The sequence below is a fragment of the Lysobacter enzymogenes genome, from assembly GCF_017168095.1.
GTDB lineage: Bacteria > Pseudomonadota > Gammaproteobacteria > Xanthomonadales > Xanthomonadaceae > Lysobacter > Lysobacter enzymogenes_D.
On the sequence record NZ_LXSD01000364.1, the window covers coordinates 632 to 20,865 of the forward strand.

13 protein-coding genes, 3 tRNA genes and 2 pseudogenes are annotated in these 20,234 nt (G+C 69.8%); 5 read left to right on the top strand and 13 right to left on the bottom strand.

Going from position 1 to position 20,234, the window contains the following annotated elements; translation table 11 throughout:
- Positions 1 to 486 precede the first annotated feature (486 nt).
- Positions 487 to 1,860: a metalloprotease PmbA gene (gene pmbA / locus A7A76_RS14430; RefSeq protein WP_206411842.1), complete on the bottom strand. Its 1,374-nt coding sequence runs from the start codon at positions 1,858 to 1,860 to the stop codon at positions 487 to 489.
- A gap of 71 nt (positions 1,861 to 1,931) precedes the next feature.
- On the opposite strand from pmbA, the gene yjgA reads away from it, so the two are divergent.
- Entirely contained in the window at positions 1,932 to 2,510 is a 579-nt protein-coding gene (gene yjgA / locus A7A76_RS14435) for a ribosome biogenesis factor YjgA (protein ID WP_206411843.1), read from the top strand.
- Between the two features lie 243 nt (positions 2,511 to 2,753).
- Here the strand turns inward: yjgA and tldD are convergent, their stop codons facing one another.
- Positions 2,754 to 4,196 (bottom strand): metalloprotease TldD, encoded by a 1,443-nt coding sequence (gene tldD, locus A7A76_RS14440; protein WP_206411844.1) that lies wholly within the window; start codon positions 4,194 to 4,196, stop codon positions 2,754 to 2,756.
- A gap of 113 nt (positions 4,197 to 4,309) precedes the next feature.
- Here tldD and A7A76_RS26675 point away from each other — a divergent pair.
- Positions 4,310 to 4,498 (top strand): annotated as a pseudogene (locus A7A76_RS26675) (DUF6053 domain-containing protein); the annotation flags it as partial.
- Here the strand turns inward: A7A76_RS26675 and A7A76_RS26680 are convergent.
- From A7A76_RS26680 to A7A76_RS14455, 4 genes and pseudogenes are all read right to left on the bottom strand, one after another.
- A pseudogene (locus A7A76_RS26680) lies at positions 4,420 to 4,599 on the bottom strand (DUF6053 domain-containing protein); the annotation flags it as partial. The pseudogenes A7A76_RS26675 and A7A76_RS26680 overlap by 79 nt on opposite strands.
- A gap of 42 nt (positions 4,600 to 4,641) precedes the next feature.
- On the bottom strand, positions 4,642 to 8,865 hold the full coding sequence (locus tag A7A76_RS14445; RefSeq protein WP_206411845.1) for a YhdP family protein: 4,224 nt from the start codon (positions 8,863 to 8,865) through the stop codon (positions 4,642 to 4,644).
- A gap of 135 nt (positions 8,866 to 9,000) precedes the next feature.
- Complete coding sequence (gene rng / locus A7A76_RS14450; protein ID WP_206411846.1) at positions 9,001 to 10,488, bottom strand: ribonuclease G; 1,488 nt, start codon at positions 10,486 to 10,488, stop codon at positions 9,001 to 9,003.
- A 162-nt stretch (positions 10,489 to 10,650) separates the two neighbouring features.
- Positions 10,651 to 11,220 carry a Maf family protein gene (locus tag A7A76_RS14455; protein WP_206411847.1) on the bottom strand — a complete coding sequence of 190 codons (570 nt, stop codon included), beginning with the start codon at positions 11,218 to 11,220 and terminating at the stop codon, positions 10,651 to 10,653.
- 124 nt (positions 11,221 to 11,344) lie between these two features.
- Between A7A76_RS14455 and A7A76_RS14460 the strand changes: the two genes are divergently transcribed.
- The 3 genes from A7A76_RS14460 (at position 11,345) to A7A76_RS14470 (ending at position 13,551) form a co-directional block, all read left to right on the top strand.
- Positions 11,345 to 12,133, top strand: coding sequence for an SIMPL domain-containing protein (locus A7A76_RS14460; RefSeq protein WP_206411848.1), 789 nt, complete (start codon positions 11,345 to 11,347; stop codon positions 12,131 to 12,133).
- 1 nt (position 12,134) lies between these two features.
- Positions 12,135 to 12,314 carry a hypothetical protein gene (locus A7A76_RS14465; protein ID WP_206411849.1) on the top strand — a complete coding sequence of 60 codons (180 nt, stop codon included), beginning with the start codon at positions 12,135 to 12,137 and terminating at the stop codon, positions 12,312 to 12,314.
- A gap of 556 nt (positions 12,315 to 12,870) precedes the next feature.
- Complete coding sequence (locus tag A7A76_RS14470) at positions 12,871 to 13,551, top strand: energy transducer TonB (RefSeq protein WP_206411850.1); 681 nt, start codon at positions 12,871 to 12,873, stop codon at positions 13,549 to 13,551.
- A 232-nt stretch (positions 13,552 to 13,783) separates the two neighbouring features.
- Here the strand turns inward: A7A76_RS14470 and rlmH are convergent, their stop codons facing one another.
- From rlmH to lon, 7 genes are all read right to left on the bottom strand, one after another.
- A complete protein-coding gene (gene rlmH, locus A7A76_RS14475) occupies positions 13,784 to 14,254 on the bottom strand; it encodes a 23S rRNA (pseudouridine(1915)-N(3))-methyltransferase RlmH (protein WP_206411861.1) in 471 nt (156 codons plus the stop codon).
- A gap of 249 nt (positions 14,255 to 14,503) precedes the next feature.
- Positions 14,504 to 16,498: a peptidyl-prolyl cis-trans isomerase gene (locus A7A76_RS14480; protein WP_206411851.1), complete on the bottom strand. Its 1,995-nt coding sequence runs from the start codon at positions 16,496 to 16,498 to the stop codon at positions 14,504 to 14,506.
- A 269-nt stretch (positions 16,499 to 16,767) separates the two neighbouring features.
- Positions 16,768 to 16,844, bottom strand: a tRNA-Asp gene (locus A7A76_RS14485).
- A gap of 104 nt (positions 16,845 to 16,948) precedes the next feature.
- Positions 16,949 to 17,025 (bottom strand) — tRNA-Asp (locus A7A76_RS14490).
- Positions 17,026 to 17,129: 104 nt separating this feature from the next.
- Positions 17,130 to 17,204: transfer RNA gene (locus A7A76_RS14495), tRNA-Val, on the bottom strand.
- A gap of 61 nt (positions 17,205 to 17,265) precedes the next feature.
- Entirely contained in the window at positions 17,266 to 17,538 is a 273-nt protein-coding gene (locus tag A7A76_RS14500; protein WP_057948278.1) for an HU family DNA-binding protein, read from the bottom strand.
- Positions 17,539 to 17,776: 238 nt separating this feature from the next.
- Complete coding sequence (lon, locus tag A7A76_RS14505) at positions 17,777 to 20,209, bottom strand: endopeptidase La (protein WP_206411852.1); 2,433 nt, start codon at positions 20,207 to 20,209, stop codon at positions 17,777 to 17,779.
- Positions 20,210 to 20,234: the final 25 nt, after the last annotated feature.

A 20,234-nucleotide genomic window follows, 5' to 3' on the forward strand; every position in this document is an offset into this window, starting at 1 on the left:
CGCCGCGCCGCTCCAAGTCGTCATCCCCGCGAAGGCGGGGATCCAGAGGCTTCAGCGCCATGCCTCGATGAAGCCCTGGATGCCCGCCTGCGCGGGCATGACGGTAGGTGGGTTGCGCGGCAAATCGGTTTCGCCGCCCAGTTTCGCCGCGCTGCTCCAATTCGCCGCGCCTCTCCAAGCCGTCATCCCCGCGAAGGCGGGGATCCAGAGACTTCAGAGCCATACTTCGATGAAGCCCTGGATGCCCGCCTGCGCGGGCATGACGGTAGGTGGGTTGCGCAGCAAATCGGTTTCGCCGCTCGGCTTCGCTGCGCTGCTCCAATTCGCCGCGCCGCTCCAAGTCGTCATCCCCGCGAAGGCGGGGATCCAGAGGCTTCAGCGCCATGCTTCGATGAAGCCCTGGATGCCCGCCTTCGCGGGCATGACGACGAGAGCATCAGCGGGTACGACAGCGAACTGCTTGCGTACCTTGCGCGTCGCCGCCGCTTACTCGCCCGCCACCATCATCTTGCCCACCAGGATCGAGCCGGTGCGCACGTGCGAGCGCAGGTCCACGTCGCTGCCGATCGCTTCGAAGCTCTCGAACATGCGCCGCAGGTTGCCGGCGATGGTGATGCCGTCGACCGGATACTGGATTTCGCCGTTCTCGACCCAGAACCCGGCCGCGCCACGCGAGTAGTCGCCGGTGACGGCGTTGACGCCCTGCCCCATCAGCTCGGTGACGAGCAGGCCGCGGCCCATCTGCCGCAACAGCGAGGCGAAGTCGCCGGCGTTGGCGGCGACTTCCAGGTTGTGCACGCCGCCGGCGTTGCCGGTGCTGTGCAGGCCGAGCTTGCGCGCCGAATAGCTGCCGAGCACGTAGCGCTGCAAGACGCCGCCCTCGACCAGCATCGATTCGCGCGTGGCCACGCCTTCGCCGTCGTAGGCGGTCGAGCGCAGGCCGCGCATCAGGAACGGGTTTTCGCGCACCGAGAACCATTCGGGAAACAGCTTTTGCCCGGCGCTGTCGAGCAGGAAGCTGGCGCGCCGGTACAGCGCGCCGCCGCTGACCGCGGCGATCAGATGGCCGATCAGCGAACGCGCGCTCTCGGCCGCGAACAGGACCGGATACTCGCCGGTGGCGAGCTGGCGCGGCGCCAGCCGCGCGACCGTGCGCTCGCCGGCCTGGCGTCCGACCGCGGCGGCCGATTCCATGTCGTCCGCGGACAGGCCCAGGGTGTACCAGCCGTCGCGCTGCATCGCCTCGCCGCGGCCGGCGATCAGCGCGCAGCTCAGGCTGTGCTGGGTGCTGCGCTCGCGGCCGAGGAAGCCGTGCGAGTTGGCGTAGACCGCCAGGCTGGCGCCGGTGCCGACCGAGGCGCCGTCGGAATTCTCGATGCGCGGATCGAACGCGCGCCCGGCCGCTTCGCTGGCCAGGGCCAGTTCGATCGCCCGGTCGGCATCGATGTGCCAGGGGTGCCAGGTGTCGAAATCGCGATCGCCGCGCGCCATCAGCTCGGCGTCGGCGAGGCCGGCGGCGGGGTCGTCCTCGGTGTAGCGGGCGATCGCGCAGGCCTGTTCGACCGTGGATTCCAGGCTTTCCTCGCGCAGGTCCGCGGTGCTGGCGCTGCCCTTGCGCCGGCCGAAATAGACGGTGACGCCGATGCCGCGGTCGCGGGTGGATTCCACCGTCTCGACCTCGCCCATGCGCACGTTGACGTTGAGGCCGGCGTCTTCCGAGCACGAAACCTCGGCCTGGCTCGCGCCGCGCGCGCGCGCGGCGGCCAGCAGGCGCTGGGACAGCTCGGCCAGCGCGTCCAGGCGCGCGTCCGGGTCGGCGAAGGTGTGGGCGGCGGCGGAGGTGAGGGCTTGCGCGTTCAATGGCTTATCCTAGTCATTGGCGGCGCCGCGGGCGCCGCCGTCGTAACGTTCAGTTTATCGAGGGAAGTGCGATGCGCGGCAGAGACGAAGACACCGGCGAATTTTTCAGCCCCAGCCGCAGCCAGAACCGGCGCGAGGCGCTGGAGGTGCTGGCGCTGGCGGAAAAGTTGGTCGCGCTGAGCGAAGCCCAGCTGGCCAAGCTGCCGGTGCCCGAGGCGTTGCTGCCGCACATCCGCGAGACCAAGCGCATCACCGCCCACGTCGCCCACAAGCGCCAGCTGGCGTTCCTGGCCAAGCAGATGCGGCGCGAAGACGACGAGGCGCTGGAGACGCTGCGCGACGCGATGGACGAAAAAGGCGACGCGGCGCGGCGCGAGGTCGCGGCGATGCACCGGGTCGAGCAATGGCGCGAGCGCCTGCTCGAGGACGGCGACGCCGCGCTGGCCGAGCTGCTCGACGAATACCCGCAGGCCGACCGCCAGCGCCTGCGCCAGCTGGTGCGCAACACGCTCGACGAGCGCAAGCGCAACAAGCCGCCGCACTCGTTCCGCGAGCTGTATCGCGAGTTGCGCGCGGCGATCCTCGGCGCCGCCGAGGGCGATGCGGACGAAGACAGCGACGGCGAAGACGTCTCGCCCGAGCGCGACTGAGCCGCGGCGCCCGCGCGCGCCACGATCATCGACGGGCGATGGCTGCGCATCGCGACCTGGCGCACGCGCTGCATCGCGCAAGGCATCGACGCCATCGCGCTCGAGCATCCGGCGACGGACGAGCGCGGACTCAAGCGGCTCGCGCAGCAGGCGCAGGCGACCAGCCATCGCCACGGCACCGCGCGCCGGCTGCTGCGCTATCCGCGCGCGCCCGACGGCGCGCGCTGAGCCGCAGCGAAGGCGTCACGACTGGGTGCCGCCCACGGTCAGCCCGTCGATCAGCAGCGACGGCTGGCCGACGCCGACCGGAACGCTCTGCCCGTCCTTGCCGCACACGCCCACGCCTTCGTCCAGGGCCAGGTCGTGGCCGATCATGCTGACCTTGCGCATCGTCTCCGGGCCGTTGCCGATCAGGGTCGCGCCCTTGACCGGCGCGGTGACCTTGCCGTCTTCGATCAAGTAGGCCTCGGTCGCCGAGAACACGTACTTGCCGCTGGTGATGTCGACTTGGCCGCCGCCGAAATTGACCGCGTACAGGCCCTTCTTGACCGAGCGGATCATCTCTTCGGGATCGTGCGTGCCGGCCAGCATGTAGGTGTTGGTCATGCGCGGCATCGGCAGATGGGCGAAGGATTCGCGGCGGCCGTTGCCGGTCGGCGCCATGCCCATCAGGCGGGCGTTGAGGGTGTCCTGCATGTAGCCGACCAGCACGCCGTCTTCGATCAGCGTGGTGCAATTCGTCGGCGTGCCTTCGTCGTCGACGTTGAGCGAGCCGCGGCGGCCTTCCAGGGTGCCGTCGTCGACGATGGTCACGCCCGGGGCGGCGACGCGCTGGCCCATGCGGCCGGCGTAGGTCGAGGTGCCCTTGCGGTTGAAGTCGCCTTCCAGGCCGTGGCCGACCGCTTCGTGCAGCAGCACGCCGGGCCAGCCGGAGCCGAGCACCACCGGCATCACGCCGGCGGGCGCGTCGACCGCGTCCAGGTTCACCAGCGCCTGGCGCAGCGCTTCGCGCGCGAAGCGCTCGGGCTTGCCGCCGTCGAGCAGTTCGGCGTAGCTGTAGCGGCCGCCGCCGCCGGCGTAGCCGCTCTCGCGGCGGCCGTTGTGTTCGACGATGACCTGCACGTTCAAGCGCACCAGCGGCCGCACGTCGGCGGCGAGCACGCCGTCGCTGCGCGCCACCAGCACGGTATCGAGCACGCCGTTGAGGCTGACCACGACCTGGCGCACGCGCGGATCGGCGGCGCGCAGCAACTGGTCGAGCTTGCGCAGCGCGTCGACCTTGGCCTCGTTGGAGACCGAATCGATCGGATCCTCGCTGCGGTACAGCGAGCGGCCGCCGCCGCGCACCAGCGCGCGCGGCGTGTGCGCGTCGCCGTCGCGGGCGATCGCGCGCGCGGACTTGGCCGCGCCGAGCAGCGCTTCGCTGTTGATTTCGTCGGAATAGGCGAAGCCGGTCTTCTCACCGCTGATCGCACGCACGCCGACGCCTTGTTCGATCGAATGGCCGCCGTCCTTGACGATGCCGTCCTCCACCGTCCAGCTCTCGCGGCGCGAGTGCTGGAAATACAGATCGCCGAAATCGATGCCCGGCCCCAGCAGGGTGCCGAAGCTGCGCTCCAGGCCGCTGGCGTCGAGCCCGGCGGGCAGAAGGAGGCGGGATTCGGCGATCTGGATCGGCAGGGTCATGAGCGAACCGTGTAGGCGGGGAAAGGGCATCTTAGGCGCCCGCGGCGCCGCTGTGGCGGCGCGGGCGCGGGACTGGGACCAGACACTAGATAGTGGCGCTTGGGCGCAGATCAATGCGGGAGGGGCTTTCGGCCTCGCCTCCCGTCCCGATCGCCGCGATCTGTAACCCGAGCGTCGGGCCTGAAGGCCCTCCCACAATCGCACTGCAGCGTCGCCGGGGTTTTGTGGGAGGGGCTTCAGCCCCGACGCTTTCCGCCCGGATCGCCGCGATCTGGGACCAGAGCGTCGGGCCTGAAGGCCCTCCCGCAATCGCACTGCAGCGCCGCCGGGGTTTTGTGGGAGGGGCTTCAGCCCCGACGCTTTCCGCCCGGATCGCCGCGCTGCGGGTCCAGCGCACCGAGCCAGAGGCCTTGCCCCGGCGACGCCCTGACCCGTCGGCGACGCCCTAGCCCGCCGGCGGCGCCGGCTTGCCGGCCGCGCGCGTCTGCTCGCGCGTCACCACTTCGACCTTCGGCTCCTTCCACGGGCCGGTCACCCGGTAGGTGCGCGAGGTCAGGCTGCCCAGCGGCTTCTGCAGCACCGCGTTGGCGGCCGCGCCGATCGCCGCGCCGACCGGGCCGGCGGCGAGCGCGCCGACCGCGGTCAGCACGTTGGCGGCCTTGGGACGCACTTCGATGGTCTGGTCGTAGCTCTGCGCGCGCAGGTCGGCGGCGCCGCGGATGGCGATGCTCGCGGCCGGGCCGTCGATGCTCAGATCGTCGCTGCGCGCGCTGCCGTTGCCGAAGCGCACGGTGCCGCCGACGCGGTCGAAGGCGAAGCCCTTGGAAAACAGGTCGCGGAAGTCCAGGGTCAGCCGGCGCGGCAGCTGGGCCACGCTGAGCAGGCCGAGCATGCGCCCGGCGCCGGGTTCGATCTCGATCAGGCGGCCGTCGCGTACGTCCAGGTTGAGCGTGCCTTCGAGCGAGCCCAGCGCCATCCCGGCCGGCGCGCCCGGCCAGCCCGCGTCGAGCCGCGCCTTGCCCTTGCCGCCGCCGATCTGGCCGCCGAAACCGAAGCCGGTCATCAGCGCGCCGACATCGCCGCTGTCCACGGTCGCGCTCAGATGGGTGCGCGCGGCCGCGCCGCGGCCGGTCCAGTCGCCGCTGAGGTCGATGGATTGCTTGTCGCCGCGGGTGCTGATCTGGTCGATGCGCATGCCCGCGGGCGTGGGCCGGGTGCGGATCGTGGCGCTGCCGAGCGCGGCGCTGCCCAAGCGCAGGTCGGCGATGTCCAGCGTCAGCGCCGGAATCTTGGCCGGATCCATCGAGGCGTCGGCCGGCTTCGGCGCGGCCTGTGCGACGTTGGCCGCGGCCGCGTGCGCGCCGTTGCCGGCATTGCCGGAATTGCCGCCGGCGGTCGCGCCCGCGCCCACCGCGCTCCAGTGCACGCGCGCGAGCTTGCCGGCGATGGCGCCGCCTTCGCCGCCGGGAATCATCACCGCGCCTTCCAGCGCCGCGCCCTCGGCGCGCACCGCGGTCGCGCCGCGCGCGGCCGGCACCACCACCAGGCGGGTGTTGGGGAACACGCCGCCGAGCAGTTGCAGGCGCTGCGCGGTCACGTCGACGCGCTGCAACGGCAGGCCGTCGTCGGCACCGTCGCCGTGGGCGAGCGCGATCCAGTCGATCGCCTCCAGCACGTCGACCCGGCCGCTCACCGCCAGGCCGTGGGCCGGCGGCAGCTCATCGACCCGGTTGGCGCCGAACACCGCGCGCACGCCGGTCTTGCCGTTGGTGTTGCGCGCGCGCAGCGCCAGGGTGTTGCCCAGGGCCACGCGCACATCGCCGCTGCCCAGCGGCAGCGGGGTTTCCACGCTCGTCGGCAGCGGCGCGGCGGCGGCCTTGTTGAGCGGCGGCGGCAGGGTCAGCGCGGTGCCGACCAGATTCGATTGCAGGCTCAGCATCGTCGGCGCCGCCGCGGCCGGCTTGCCCGGCGCGGCCGGCGCGCTTTTGGGAATCGAAATGCCCACCGTCCACAGCGAGCGCCCGTCCAGGTAGTCCTTGAGCCAGGCCAGATCGTCCGGCCCGCGCGCGATCAGCTCGTCGGCGCCCGAGATCGCATCCAGCCCGGCTTCGAACGCGTTGGCCTTGTCGCGCACATAGTCTTCGCCGGCGCGCAGCGACAGCTTGCCCGGCGCGCCGTCGTGCAGCACCGCCAGGTCCTCGGCGCGGAAACCGCTGCGGCCGAATTCGGCGTGGCCGCGCACTTGTTCGAACGCGACCTTCCAGCGCGGGTCGGCGAGCTTGGCATCGGTCAAGTCGACGCCGCCGTCGAGCGTGGTGCGCCCGCCCTCGCGCAGCGCCAGCTGCATGTCGAAGGCGACCGCGGCCGGCCCGCTGGCGCGCAGGTTGTCGAGGGTGTCGGCGTGTTCCTTGTGCAGCGGGCTCTGCCGCAGCAAGTTCAACAATTGCCCGGCTTCCGACGAGGTCTCGGCTTTCACGTACAGCACGCCGTCGTGGTAGCTCTCGATCCCGGCCTGCACCTTGCGCACGCCGACGCCGGCGATCTTGCCGGCGCCTTCGACGCTGAAGCCGTCGCCGACGAAGGCGATGTCGGCATCGAGCGCCTCCACCGCCGGCCAGTCGGGCTGGAACTTCACCGTCGCCGCGCGCAGCTTGCCGCCGGCGTGGAACAGGCCGTTGTTGCGGTTGAACGGCCAATCGTCGAGATCGCCGGACACCACCGCGTGCCCATCGACCAAGGTGCCGGCGACCAGGCCGTTGTCGAGCCAGTTCAACAAATGCTGCGACATCTGGCTGCGCACCCAGAAGCCTTTCGCGGTCGGCAGCTTGACCGGATCCAGGTCGGCGGCGATGTCGATCCACGGCCGCGAACCGTCGCCCTGCCACCACATCCCGCCGCGCGCGCGCAGGCCGACATCGCCGTCGATGCGCAGCGCGGTGGTGCCGATGCGCCAGCCGCCGCCTTCGCGCCAGCCGCCGACGCTGCCTTGCAGTTTGAAGGTATGCGGCACGCCGAAGCCCGAGGGCCAGTCGAAGCGCATCGGCGAGCGTTCGTCGAGATCGAACGCGAAGCCCTCGGCGTCGGCCTGGAAACGCCCGGCCAGCCCTTGCAGGCCCGGCGAATGGCCGACCGGATCGAAGCCCAGCGCATCGACCCGGGCGCTGGCGAACATCGGCCCGTCGCGATGGCCGTTGACCGCGATCTCGCTCAGCGACACCCGCGGCCTGGCGGTTTCGAACCAGTGGCGCAGGCGCTCGGGCAGCGCGTCGCTGAGCGCGGCCACCGCGATCAGCGGGCCGGCGTCGATGCGGTCGGCGCGCAGCGCGTAGCGTTCGCCGCCGGCCACGGCCAACCCGTCCAGGCTCTGCACGTTGGGGTCGTTGCCGATCCGCAGCCTGGACGCGTCCAGGCGCCAGCCGTTGTCGGTCAGGCGGTAGTGCGCGAGGGTTTCGACGTGGTCGAACTCGATCCGCGCCGGCTGCACCGCTTTGTTCGCTGCGTCGTCGGCGCGCGCGGTCTTGGCGGTCGCGGCGGCGGCCTTGGTGGGAGGGGCTTCAACCCTGCCGCTGTCCGCTCCACTCGCGGCAACCCGACCGGAAGGCGTCGGGCCTGAAGGCCCTCCCACAGTCGCGGCAGTGGCTTTTGTGGGAGGGGCTTTTGTGGGAGGGGCTTCAGCCCCGACGCTGTCCGCTCCGCTCGCGGCGACTTGTCCGGAAGGCCCCGCCACAGCGGCGGCCACAGGCGCCGCGGCCGCGGCGATCGCCGTCGGCACCGACGTCGACGCCGCCGTGGGCGGCGCCGACGCCGGCGCGCTGCGTTCGGCGCGCAAGCCGACCCGGTCCAGCGCCGCCGACACCATCACCCCGGCGACCCGGTGCCCGCGCAGGTCGGCCCAGGCCTGCGCCCGGCCCTGGCCCGTCTCGATCCGGATGCCGGCCACTTTCAGCAACGGCGACCAACCCGCCAGGTCGGCGCGCACCGCGCCGGCGTAGGCGCGGCCGTCGCCGCGCTTGCGGTCGAAATCCAGCACCACGTCCAGCGGCGTGGCCGCCGCGCCGCTCGCGCCGACGCTCGGCCACGCGCGCGCGCCGGCGCGCACGCGGTCGCCGTTCACGCGCAGGCGCAGGTCGATCTTGGGCACGCGCGCGTCCAGGCCCAGGCTCGGCGCGATCACCGCCAGCTTGCCGTCGATGACCTGCAGTTCGCCCAGCCCTTCCAGCGCCGACAACGGATCGCCTTGTTCGGTCTGTTCCTGCCCCGGCAGGCCGCGCACTTTCCAGCGGCCGTCGTCGGCGCGTTCCAACGTCAGGTCCAGGCCGCGCAGGCGCAGTTCGGAGAACGCCTGCCCCGGCAACACGCCGGCATACAGCGACACCAGCATTTCCGCGTCGCCGATGTTGAACGCCTGCGCGCCCTCGCCGATGCGCAGCCCGTCCAGGCGCAGCAGCGGCCCGCGCCGGGTCCACCGGGTTTCGACCCGGTCGAACGCCACCGGCCGCCCGGCGCGCTGGCTCAACCACGCCGCGACCTTGTCCGGATGGCGCTCGGCCAGCGGCAGCAACTGGCTGGCCACCGCCAACAGCGACGCCACCAGCACCAGCAGCACCGCCGCGCCGTAGAACACGGCACGGCGGGCGAGGCGCAGGCGGCGGCGCAGGGGGGTGGGCATCAGCGGCGCGCCCGTTCGATCGGCCCTGCTCCCGTAAGCGGGAGCGCAGTCGCGGCGAGGGCCGCCGGCGCGGCGTCCCTCATCCGGCCCTGCGGGCCACCTTCTCCCGCACGCGGGAGAAGGACCGCGGCGAAGTCACAGCAACACGACATCGAACTGCTCCTGCGCATACTGGTCGTCGGCCTGGAACCGGATCGACTTGCTCAAGAATTCTTCCAGCTCCGCCACCGCCGCCGACTCCTCGTCGGTGATCCGCGCCACCACCTTGGGCGAGGCGATCACCAGCAGCCGCGCCGCGTCGAACTGGCGCACCTGGCGGACGATGTCGCGGAAAATCTCGTACGTCACCGTCTCCGGCGTCTTCAGCGTGCCGCGCCCGCCGCACTCGTGGCAGGCCTCGCTGAGCTGGCGCTCCAGGCTCTCGGTGGTGCGCTTGCGGGTCATCTCCACCAGCCCCAGCGGCGAGAAGTCGTACACCGTGGTCTTGGCGTGGTCGCGGGTCAGCGCCTTCTCCAGCTGCCGCAGCACCTGGCGCTTGTGCTCCTGGTCGGTCATGTCGATGAAGTCGATGATGATGATCCCGCCCAGGTTGCGCAGCCGCAGTTGCCGGGCGACCGACTGGGCGGCCTCCAGGTTGGTGCGGTAAACGGTTTCCTCCAGGTTGCGTTGACCCAGGAACGAACCGGTGTTCACGTCGATGGTGGTCATCGCCTCGGTCTGGTCGATGACCAGGTAGCCGCCGGACTTCAGCGGCACTTCCTTGTCCAGCGCGCGCTGGATCTCGTCCTCGACCCCGTACAGGTCGAAGATCGGCCGCGCGCCGGTGTAGTGTTCGATCTTCTCGGCCAGCCCCGGCATGTACTGGGCGGCGAAGCTGCGCAGGCGCTCGCTGGTCTCGCGCGAGTCGACCTTGACCTTCTCCACGTCGCGCCGGATCAGGTCGCGCACCGCGCGCAGCGGCAGGCTCAGGTCTTCGTAGACGCGCTCGCCGACCTTGCTGCTGCGCGACTTCTCCGCGATCAGCGCCCAGGCCCGGCTCAGGTAGGCGATGTCCTCGGCCAGCGCCTCTTCCGGCTGGCCTTCGGCGTTGGTGCGCACGATGTAGCCGTGCTGCTCGCCGGCCGGCGCCTGCGCGGTCACCAGCGCCTTCAGCCGCGCCCGCTCGCCCTCGTCCTCGATCCGCGCCGACACCCCGACCACGCGCGTGCGCGGCAGCAGCACCAGGTAGCGCGAGGGGATCGACAGCTGCGTGGTCAGGCGCGCGCCCTTGCTGCCGATCGGGTCCTTGACCACCTGCACGATGATCTCCTGGCCCTCGCGCAGCAGTTCGGCGATCGGCCGGGTCGGCGCCGGCGGCAGCGGCGCTTCCTCGCCCTCGCCTTCGCCGCTCTGGTGCGGGCGCACGATGTCGGCCGCGTGCAGGAACGCCGCGCGCTCCAGGCCGATCTCGACGAACGCCGCCTGCATCCCCGGCATCACCCGCTGCACCTTGCCCTTGTAGATGTTGCCGACCACGCCGCGGCGCCAGCCGCGCTCGATGTGCAGCTCCTGCAGCATGCCGTTTTCGACCACGGCGACGCGGGTTTCGCGCGGGGTGACGTTGACGAGGATCTCTTCGGTCATGAGCGGGCGCGGGTCCGTTGGCGCTGCGAAGGCGGGGAATGAGAGAAACGGCGGGAACGGGGAACGGCGGGGCTTAAGGCGGGCGGGTACGGCGATGGGGTTGCTATGGAACGCGCGCGGCCGGCCGAGTTCGGCCGCGCGCGCGACGGCGTTCGGCGCGGTTCAGGCGCTCAGACCGAACTCGCGCAGCAGCCGCGCGGTTTCGTGCAGCGGCAGCCCCATCACCCCGGAGTAGCTGCCCGCCAGCCGGGTCACGAACACCTCGGCGCCGCCCTGGATGGCGTAGCCGCCGGCCTTGCCCATCGGCTCGCCGGAGGCGACGTAGCGTTCGATCTGCCCCTCGTCGAGCGCGGCGAAGCCGACCTCCGACACCGACACCGCCTGCGCTTCGCGCGCCGGCGAGACCAGCGACACCGCGCTGATCACCTGGTGGGTGCGGCCGGACAGCCGCCGCAACATGGCGCGGGCGTCCTCGGCGTCGCGCGGCTTGCCGAACACTTCGTCGTCGAGCACCACCTCGGTGTCGGCGCCGAGCACCACCGCCGACGGGTTGGCGACCACCTTGAGCAAGCCCGCCCCGGCCTTTTCGCGCGCGACCCGGCGCACGTAGTCGGCGGCGGGTTCGCCGGGCTGGCGCTGTTCGGGGATGTCCAGGTCGATCAGGCCGAATTCCAGGCCGAGGCGGCCGAGCAGTTCGCGTCGCCGCGGCGATTGGGAGGCTAGATAGAGCATGCGCGAAAGCATAACCCGCGCTGACTGAGCGCCGCCTCAAGCCCGACGGCGCAAACCCCGTACCGAATCACGGTTCGTTAACCGATTCAGCAAGACCCTTACCTCGTCCCTCAAGGAGTTGCACATGACCCGGTTGTCGTCCCCGTCGTCCGTCCGCCTGCCGTCCCTGCCCCGCCTGTCGTTGCGCCCGCTGGCGCTCGCCGCCGTCCTCGCCTTCGGAGCCGCAACCGCCATGTCCGCGTCCGCCCAGACCGCCCCTTACGTCGCCACCGACGGCACCCTGCTCTCGGTCTCGGCCGAATCCACCGCCAAGCGCACGCCCAACATCGCCACCGTCTCCACCGGCGTGGTCACCCAGGCCGCCGACGCCAACGCGGCGATGCGCGCCAACGCCGAGCAGATGGCCAAGGTCGTGGCCGCGATCAAGGCCGCCGGCATCGCCGAGCGCGACATCCAGACCAGCGGCATCAACCTCAATCCGCAATACCGCTACCAGGAAAACCAGCCGCCGCAGATCACCGGCTACCAGGCCAACAACAACGTCAACATCGTGATCCGCGACATTTCCAAGGTCGGCAAGATCCTCGACTCGCTGGTCGCCACCGGCGCCAACCAGATCAACGGGCCGACCTTCGACCTGGACGACAAGGACAAGGAAGCCGCCTTCGACGAAGCCCGCCGCGGCGCCATCGAAAAGGCCCAGTCGCGCGCCGAGATGTACGCCAAGACCCTGGGCATGAAGGTGCGCCGCATCGTCAGCGTCAGCGAAGGCGGCCGCTTCGCCCCGCCGATGCCGATGCCGATGATGGCCATGCGCATGGAGAAGGCCGGCGCCGCCGCCGACACCTCGGTCTCGCCGGGCGAAAACAGCCTGTCGATGAACCTGGACGTGGTGTTCGAGCTGGGTAAGTGAGATGAGCGGCGACAAGCAACGCACGCCGGGCACCGTCGACCCGCGCCCGGGCCGCAACCCGGGCTATCCGGAGCCGCAGCCGCAGGACGGCGAGGACGCGCAGCGGCCGAAGAAGCGCAAGCCCGATCCCGATGAGGGCGGGCTGCAGCGCGAGCCCGAGCACGGCGCCGACGGCGATTGAACCCGGCCGCAGCGCCGGCACCCAGCGAAGACGAGGCCCGCGCGAGCGGGTCTCGTCGTTTTCGCGGCCCGGTGCAGCGGCGCTTGCGGAGCGTGGCGCGGGCCGGGAGCGGACGCCGGCCGCTGCGGGCGTGGGAATCGGGGCAGGCCCGGCTCGGCCTCGCCCGAAGTTTCTGCGGCGGCGCAAGACTGCCGCCACTACCCGGCCGGTTTCAAGGCCTGAGCTTCGCCGCTACGGCAAGTGGCCAAGCGCACGAGTGGCCGCCAATTGTTGCCGTTCATTCAGCCAGACAGGGTTTGAACCGGCTTTGCCCAGGATTTTCAGATTTCGCCGAATCGACGGAAATCGCTGCACGAAGCCCGACGATATCGGCAGAAGTTCTTGAGCACCGACCGAACCGCCCGGCGCCTTTCCCACTAAGGTAGTAAACGAGAACCGCTTGCATCTCCAGCGGCCACCGGCGCATTTTTGAGACGCGGAACCGCTTTCGACTACAACCCCGTTGGCGGTACCGGGCCGTTGTCAGAGCAGTACGACACACTCAAGGAGGATGCCCATGGTTCGCACGCTCCCATCCCACCACGCCCGCCAGCCCCTGGACGGCACCCGCATCGCCGCCAACGCCGGCGCCATCGCGTTCAATGCGGCCATGCTGATGCTGATGCTGGCGCCGTTGAGCGCGCCGCAGTTGATCACCCAACCGCTCGACCAGACGATCATCGAGTTCGTCCCGCGCCCCAGGCCGGTCGACCCGCCCCCGCCGCCGCCGAAGAAAGACCCGCCGCTGCGCCAAGTGGTCAAGGATCCGCCGCCGCGCGTCCAGCAGGTCGCGCCGCAACCTGTGGCGCCGCCGCAAATCGTCGTCGACCAGCCGGCGCAGGCGATGGATTTCCAAGGGTCGAACGACGTCGTCGCCAGCATCGAACCGCCGGTCAACGTCGGCCGCCAGATCATCGAAGGCGCGACCCTGCAGGTGCTGCGCAACCCGGCGCCGAGCTACCCGATCGAAGCCGTGCGCGCCGGCATCACCGGCACCGTCGAACTGGAAATCCTGGTCGGCGTCGACGGCAAGCCGATCGACGTGCTAATCGTGCGCAGCAGCGGCAACCGCGCGCTCGACCAAGCCGCGCGCAAGGTCGTGCTGCAGCGCTGGGCGTTCCAGCCGGCGATGGAGAACGGCCAGGCCGTGCAGGCGCGCGGCCGCGTGCCGATCGAGTTCAAGCTGGACCGGCAATAAGCCGCGGCGTCGTCCGCCCACCGCGGGCGACGCTGCGACACTCGAAGGCCAACGCACAGACCCTCGCCCCAGCGAGGGTCTCGTTTTTATCGCCGCCCCACGAAGGCCCCTGTAGGAGCGGCGCAAGCCGCGACCGCGACCCCTCCGCTACGACGAACGCCCGCAACACCCGCGCCAACAGCCAACCGAACCGCACAAAAAACCGCTGCGCCGACCGCATCCCGCCTACGCATCAAGCGCGGTGATACGGATGATTCGCCAGCAACGCCGCCGCCCGATACAACTGCTCCGCCGCAACCAGGCGCACCAGCATATGCGGCAGCGTCAGCGGCCCCAGCGACCACTGCTCGTCCGCGCGCGTCAGCACCTCCGGCGCATGCCCTTCCGGCCCGCCGATCAGGAACGCCAGATCGCGTCCCTGCCCGCGCCAATGCTCCAGGCGCTGCGCCAACTGCTCCGAGGTCCACAACCGCCCGCGCCCCTCCAGCGCAACCACGCAGGCGTTCTTGGGCAGCGCCGCGAGCACCCGCGCGCCCTCGTCCGCGGTCGCACGTACCGCATCGCGGCCCTTGCCGCGCAGGCCCGGCTCGATCTCCACCAGCTCCAGCGGCAGCCAGTGCGAGAGGCGCTTTTGATATTCGCCGAAGCCTTCGGCGACCCAGCGCGGGGCGCGTTCGCCGACGGCGATGAGTTTGCTTTTCATGGGCGCATGGTAGCGCGGGGGCGATGCGGGTTTCGTCGTTACCGCGGTGTCGCCGTCGCTCCGACGCAACTGCATCAGACCCTTGTAGGAGCGGCGCAAGCCGCGACCGCGAAAACGACGCGACTGCGCAACCGACTCCAACCCGCGCACCGACCGGACAACGCGCGCGACAAAACCCCACCGCAAAAAACGAAGGCCCGGCATCCGCCGGGCCTTCGCCGTTTCATCGATGCGAAGCGAACCCGCGCCTCAGCGCAAGTTCTCCTCCAGCACCTTGATCGTCATGCGCTTGCGCAGCGCCGAGGTCAGCTCGGTCACTTCGTCCGCCGCGGTCGCCTGCGCGGATTGGGTACGCAGCATGTCCAGCTCCGCCGCCTTCAGCACCGACTTGTCGCCCGGCGCGATCTTGGTCACCGCGAACAGCACGTAGCCGCCGTTGGGCAGCTTGGCCTTGCCGCCGGCGTTCTTGCCCTGCGCCGGCGCGCGCACGGCGAAGATCGCCTCGGTCACGTCCGGCGGCAGCATCGGCATGCCGCGGGCGACGCCGGGCAGGTCCTGCGGCGGCGGCAACTGCTTGGACGCGGCCACCGCGGCCAGGGTTTCGCCGCCGTTGATGCGCGCGATCAGCGCGTCGGCTTCCTTTTCCGCGGCCTTGCTCGTGCGGTCGGCGCGGACCGCGGCGATGACCTTGTCGCGCACCTGCGCCAGCGGCTGCGCGCGCTCGGGCGTGTGCGAGACCACCCGGATCAGCACGCTGTGGTCCTGGCCGATGTCGATCGGATCGCTGACGGTGTTGTCCTGGATGCGCGCCTCGGTGAAGGCCGCGCGCACCACCGCCGGATTCTGCGCGATGCCGGTGTTGGCCGCGGCATCGCGGGTCACCACCGCCATCTTCTGCAGCGGCAGGCCGACCGCCTTGGCCGGCGCTTCCAGCGTGGTCGGGTTCTTGTAGACCAGATCGACCAACTTGGCCGAGAACTCGTTGAAGGCGCGCTCGCGGCCGGCTTCGGTTTCCTCGCGCAGCAGGGTCTCGCGCACGGCCTCGAACGGCTGCTGCGAGCCGCTCTTGATCTCGCGCACCTGGATGATGTGCCAGCCGCCGTCGGCCTTGACCGGGTCGCTGACCTGGCCGGCCTGCAGCTTGCCGAACGCGGCGTCGTCGAACGCGCCGGGGAAATTGCCCTTGCCCATCCAGCCCAGCTCGCCGCCGGCGGCCTTGGAGCCCAGGTCGTCGCTGTTGGCGCGCGCCAGCGCGGCGAAGTCGGCGCCCGCGGCCTTGGCCTGCGCGGCGATCTGCTTGGCCTTGTCCTCGGCCGCCTTCTGCGCGGCGGCGTCGGCGTTGGCCGGCACGTTGATCTGGATGTGCGAGATCAGGCGCTGCTCGGCGGCCAGGAACTTGCTCTGCTCGTTCTTGTAGCGCTCCTGCAGCGCCGCTTCGGTCGGCGCCGGCGGCGCCGGCATGGCCGCGGCGTTGAGCTCGACGTATTCGATGCCGACGCTCTCGGGCGAACGGAAATCCTTGCCGTGGCTGTCGTACCACTTCTGGATCTCGACCGCGCTGACCTCGGCGGTGTCGGCGGCCGGCGCCGGCAGCTCGATCAGGCTGATGTCGCGCTTCTCGCCCAGTAGCTTGATCAAGCGGTCGGTTTCGCCGGAGGTGACGAAGCTGCTCTCGGCCAGGCTCGCCGGCAGCAGGGTTTCCTGCAGGCGGTCGCGCACGAACTGCTCGAACTGGGTTGGCGTCTGCGGCGGATTGCGCATCTGCAGCCCGAGGATGTAGCGCTCCTGGCTGAACTTGCCGCTGCCGTCGAGGAAGTCGGGCACCGACTGGATGGTCTTGACCACCAGCGCATCGCTGACGCTGACGCCGTCGACTTCGGCGGCGATCTTGCGCACGCGCTCGTCGATCAGCGCGTCGAGCACGCGGCGCTTGCTTTCCGGCTTTTCGAATTCGCGCGCGTCGAAGTTCGGGCCCTGCTGGGCGCGGGCCTGGTCGCGGGCGCGGTTGAAGCGCTCGTCGAATTCGCCGCGCTCGATCGCTTCCTTCTTCCACAGCATCGAGGCCGGCCACCACGACGGCGCCGAGCGCCACCACGACGGCGCGATCTCGATGTGCGCGACCGCATTGTCGGTGCGCTGCACCATGTACTGCTCGATGCCGACGAAGGCGAAGGGAATGATCAGCAGGCCGAGGATCACGGTGGCGATCCAGCCCGAGGTCTTGTCGCGGAGTGTCTGCAGCATGTCCGGGTCGGGTTAAGTCGTAAGCCGGACAGTTTAGCGCGGTTCCGCGGCCAGGGCGGCGCGGGGCGACGGTTGTCGCATTCGGGGCGGCGGGCGGTGCGGGCCGGCGGCGGGACGCCCCGGGGCGTCCCCGGGGCGAACGCTCGTGCGCTCCGGCGGGCGGCGGCCGGAGCCTGGAAACAGAAGTCGGCCCGCGAAACCGAAGCCGCGCGAACGCCGCGGCGCGGAAAAAAGAAAAGGCACCGTTTCCGGTGCCTTTCAGGTGCAACTGGCGGAGTGGACGGGACTCGAACCCGCGACCTCCGGCGTGACAGGCCAGCATTCTAACCGACTGAACTACCACTCCGCGCTTTGAAACTCCGGCCCGCGATCCGTGCCGCATCGCGGCAAAATCGAGGACTCTCACTTATATAAAAACGAAGGCGCCGTTTCCGGCGCCTTCGACAAAACTGGCGGAGTGGACGGGACTCGAACCCGCGACCTCCGGCGTGACAGGCCAGCATTCTAACCGACTGAACTACCACTCCGCGTATTTTGAAACTCTACTACCAAAACTCGTTTTCGAAAACCCGTTTCGCTCGCTGAATCCGCTCTTGCGAGGGACACGCCACGGCAGAAAGACCAGCGACTCTGGTGGGTGCTGAGGGTTTCGAACCCCCGACCCTCTCCGTGTAAAGGAGACGCTCTACCGCTGAGCTAAGCACCCGAATACCTAGGGCTGACTGCTTTGGGTTTCGTGGGCGATGCCTGCATCGCCGCCGAGTTGGTTAGTTTACGGCATCCTTCAGCGCTTTGCCAGCCTTGAAGGAGGGATTCTTCGAAGCCGGGATCTTGATGGTCTCGCCGGTCTTGGGGTTGCGGCCCTGGCGAGCGGCGCGCTTGCGCACCTGGAAGGTGCCGAAGCCTACGAGCGTGACAGTGTCGCCCTTCTTCAGCGCCTTGGTGACGACGTCGATCAGCGCATCGACGGCGGCGGTAGCGTCGGTCTTCGACAGCTCGGCGGTTTCGGCGACGGCGCCTACGAGTTCGGCCTTGTTCATTATTTTATTGACTCCCTGTGCGGTTGCGACCGCGTGTTCTGAGAATCGGATCATCGCCGCAGGAGGCGTGGTTCCGATCAAGTGTGCCGCGCAGAAGTTGTGCGTGTGGATTGGGGCTGCGCGGTTGCGGTCGTTATACCAGCGGCCTATAGGGGGCGCAAGCGCGAAAGCCAGCAGTGGCGCGGCTTTCAGCGTTTTTTCGCGCCCCCTTTCGGCGCTCTCCGACCGGCGGCCCGAGTCAGTGCTTGACGTCGGGCTGCGGGTTGCTCTTGCCGTTTTCGCGCACCGGAATTTCGCCTTCGCCCGAAGTCGGCACCGGCGCGATCGGACGCTCGAGCGCGATGTCGAGCACCTCGTCGATCCAGCGCGCCGGGATGATCTTCAGGCCCTGGGTCACGCTCTTGGGCAGGTCGGCCAGATCCTTGCGGTTCTCTTCCGGAATGATCACGGTGCGGATGCCGCCGCGCAGCGCGGCCAGCAGCTTCTCCTTCAGGCCGCCGATCGGCAGCACGCGGCCGCGCAGGGTGATCTCGCCGGTCATCGCCACATCGGCCTTGACCGGATTCTTGGTCAGCATCGACACCAGCGCGGTGGCCATGCCGATGCCGGCGCTGGGGCCGTCCTTCGGCGTGGCGCCTTCGGGCACGTGCACGTGCACGTCGTGCTTCTGCAGGAACTCGACGTCGATGCCGAGGCGCTCGGCGCGCGCGCGCACCACCGACAGGGCCGCCGACACCGACTCCTTCATCACGTCGCCGAGCTGGCCGGTCAGGATCAGCTGGCCCTTGCCCGGCACCAGCGTGGCTTCGACCTGCAACAGGTCGCCGCCGACTTCGGTCCAGGCCAGGCCGGTGACCAGGCCGATCTCGTTCTGCTCTTCGGCGCGGCCGAAATCGAAGCGGCGCACGCCCAGGTACTTCTCCAGGTTCTTGGAGGTGACGTTGACCGCGCCGTCCTTGCCCTTCTTCGCAGGCTTCGGCCCGGCCAGGGCGATTTCCTTGACCACCTTGCGGCAGATCTTGGAGATCTCGCGCTCCAGGTTGCGCACGCCCGACTCGCGGGTGTAGTAGCGCACGATGTCGCGCACCGCGCCTTCGGCGATCTTGATCTCCTCGGGCTTCAAGCCGTTGTTCTTGATCTGCTTCGGCAGCAGGTAGCGCATCGCGATGTTGAGCTTCTCCTCCTCGGTGTAACCCGGGATGCGGATCACTTCCATGCGGTCCAGCAAGGGTCCGGGAATGTTGAGCGAGTTGGAGGTGGCGACGAACATCACTTCGCTGAGGTCGAGGTCGACTTCCAGGTAATGGTCGTTGAAGGCGTTGTTCTGCTCGGGATCGAGCACCTCGAGCAGGGCCGAAGACGGATCGCCGCGGAAGTCCATCGACATCTTGTCGATCTCGTCGAGCACGAACAGCGGGTTCTTGCTGCCGACCTTGTTGAGGTTCTGCACGATCCGGCCCGGCATCGAGCCGACATAGGTGCGGCGATGGCCGCGGATCTCGGCCTCGTCGCGCACGCCGCCGAGCGACATGCGCACGAACTTGCGGTTGGTGGCCTTGGCGATGGACTGGCCGAGCGAGGTCTTGCCGACGCCCGGCGGGCCGACCAGGCACAGGATCGCGCCCTTCATGTTCTTCACCCGCGACTGCACCGCGAGGTATTCCAGGATGCGTTCCTTGACCTTCTCCAGGCCGAAGTGGTCGGCGTCGAGCACGTCCTGCGCGGCCTTCAGATCCTTGCGGATCTTGCTGCGCTTCTTCCACGGCACGCCCAGCAGCCAGTCGAGGTAGTTGCGCACCACCGCGGCTTCGGCCGACATCGGCGACATCTGCTTGAGCTTGTTGAGCTCGTTCTTGGCCTTGGTCTCGACCGGCTTGGGCATGCCGGCCTCGGCGATCTTGCGCGCGAGCTCGTCGATGTCGTTGGGCGCATCGTCGATCTCGCCGAGCTCCTTCTGGATCGCCTTCATCTGCTCGTTGAGGTAGTACTCGCGCTGGCTCTTTTCCATCTGCGACTTGACTCGGCCGCGGATGCGCTTTTCCAGCTGCTGCACGTCGATCTCGCCGTCGACCAGGCCGACCAGCTGCTCCAGGCGCGCGCCGATGGCGTGGGTCTCCAGGAGCTTTTGCTTGTCGCCGATGCGCACGCCCAGGTGCGCGGCGACGGTGTCGGCCAGGCGGCCGGGCTCGTCGATGCCGGCGAGCGTCTGCATCAGCTCCGGCGGCAGCTTGCGGTTGGTCTTGACGTACTGTTCGAACAAGCCCATCAGCGAACGCGCGATGGCTTCGACTTCGCGCTCTTCGCGGTCGACCTGCGGCTCGACCACGACCGCGTGGCCGGACAGCGCATTGTCGCGCTCGGCCACCTCGTCCACGCGCACGCGCGAGACGCCTTCGACCAGCACCTTGATGGTGCCGTCGGGCAGCTTGAGCAGTTGCAGGACCTGGGCCAGGGTGCCGATCTCGTACAGATCCTCGGCGCCCGGGTCGTCGGTTTCGGCGGACTTCTGCGCGACCAGCAGGATGCGCTTGTCCGATTCCATGGCGAGGTCGAGGGCGCGGATGGACTTGTCGCGACCGACGAACAGCGGGATCACCATGTGCGGGAACACGACCACATCGCGCAGCGGCAGCACCGGCAGGGTCATGGATTCGGCGGAAGACTGGGTCATTGGAGCTCTCGACAAGCGTGGGGTG

What these genes read in the sequence shown, in the direction of transcription:
- A7A76_RS14480 (WP_206411851.1), bottom strand. Translation starts at nt 16,498, where the DNA reads ATGCTGCAGACACTCCGCGACAAGACCTCGGGCTGGATCGCCACCGTG.
- yjgA (WP_206411843.1), top strand. Translation starts at nt 1,932, where the DNA reads ATGCGCGGCAGAGACGAAGACACCGGCGAATTTTTCAGCCCCAGCCGC.
- A7A76_RS14455 (WP_206411847.1), bottom strand. Translation starts at nt 11,220, where the DNA reads ATGCTCTATCTAGCCTCCCAATCGCCGCGGCGACGCGAACTGCTCGGC.
- rng (WP_206411846.1), bottom strand. Translation starts at nt 10,488, where the DNA reads ATGACCGAAGAGATCCTCGTCAACGTCACCCCGCGCGAAACCCGCGTC.
- lon (WP_206411852.1), bottom strand. Translation starts at nt 20,209, where the DNA reads ATGACCCAGTCTTCCGCCGAATCCATGACCCTGCCGGTGCTGCCGCTG.
- A7A76_RS14470 (WP_206411850.1), top strand. Translation starts at nt 12,871, where the DNA reads ATGGTTCGCACGCTCCCATCCCACCACGCCCGCCAGCCCCTGGACGGC.
- A7A76_RS14500 (WP_057948278.1), bottom strand. Translation starts at nt 17,538, where the DNA reads ATGAACAAGGCCGAACTCGTAGGCGCCGTCGCCGAAACCGCCGAGCTG.
- A7A76_RS14465 (WP_206411849.1), top strand. Translation starts at nt 12,135, where the DNA reads ATGAGCGGCGACAAGCAACGCACGCCGGGCACCGTCGACCCGCGCCCG.
- rlmH (WP_206411861.1), bottom strand. Translation starts at nt 14,254, where the DNA reads ATGAAAAGCAAACTCATCGCCGTCGGCGAACGCGCCCCGCGCTGGGTC.
- A7A76_RS14445 (WP_206411845.1), bottom strand. Translation starts at nt 8,865, where the DNA reads ATGCCCACCCCCCTGCGCCGCCGCCTGCGCCTCGCCCGCCGTGCCGTG.
- A7A76_RS14460 (WP_206411848.1), top strand. Translation starts at nt 11,345, where the DNA reads ATGACCCGGTTGTCGTCCCCGTCGTCCGTCCGCCTGCCGTCCCTGCCC.
- tldD (WP_206411844.1), bottom strand. Translation starts at nt 4,196, where the DNA reads ATGACCCTGCCGATCCAGATCGCCGAATCCCGCCTCCTTCTGCCCGCC.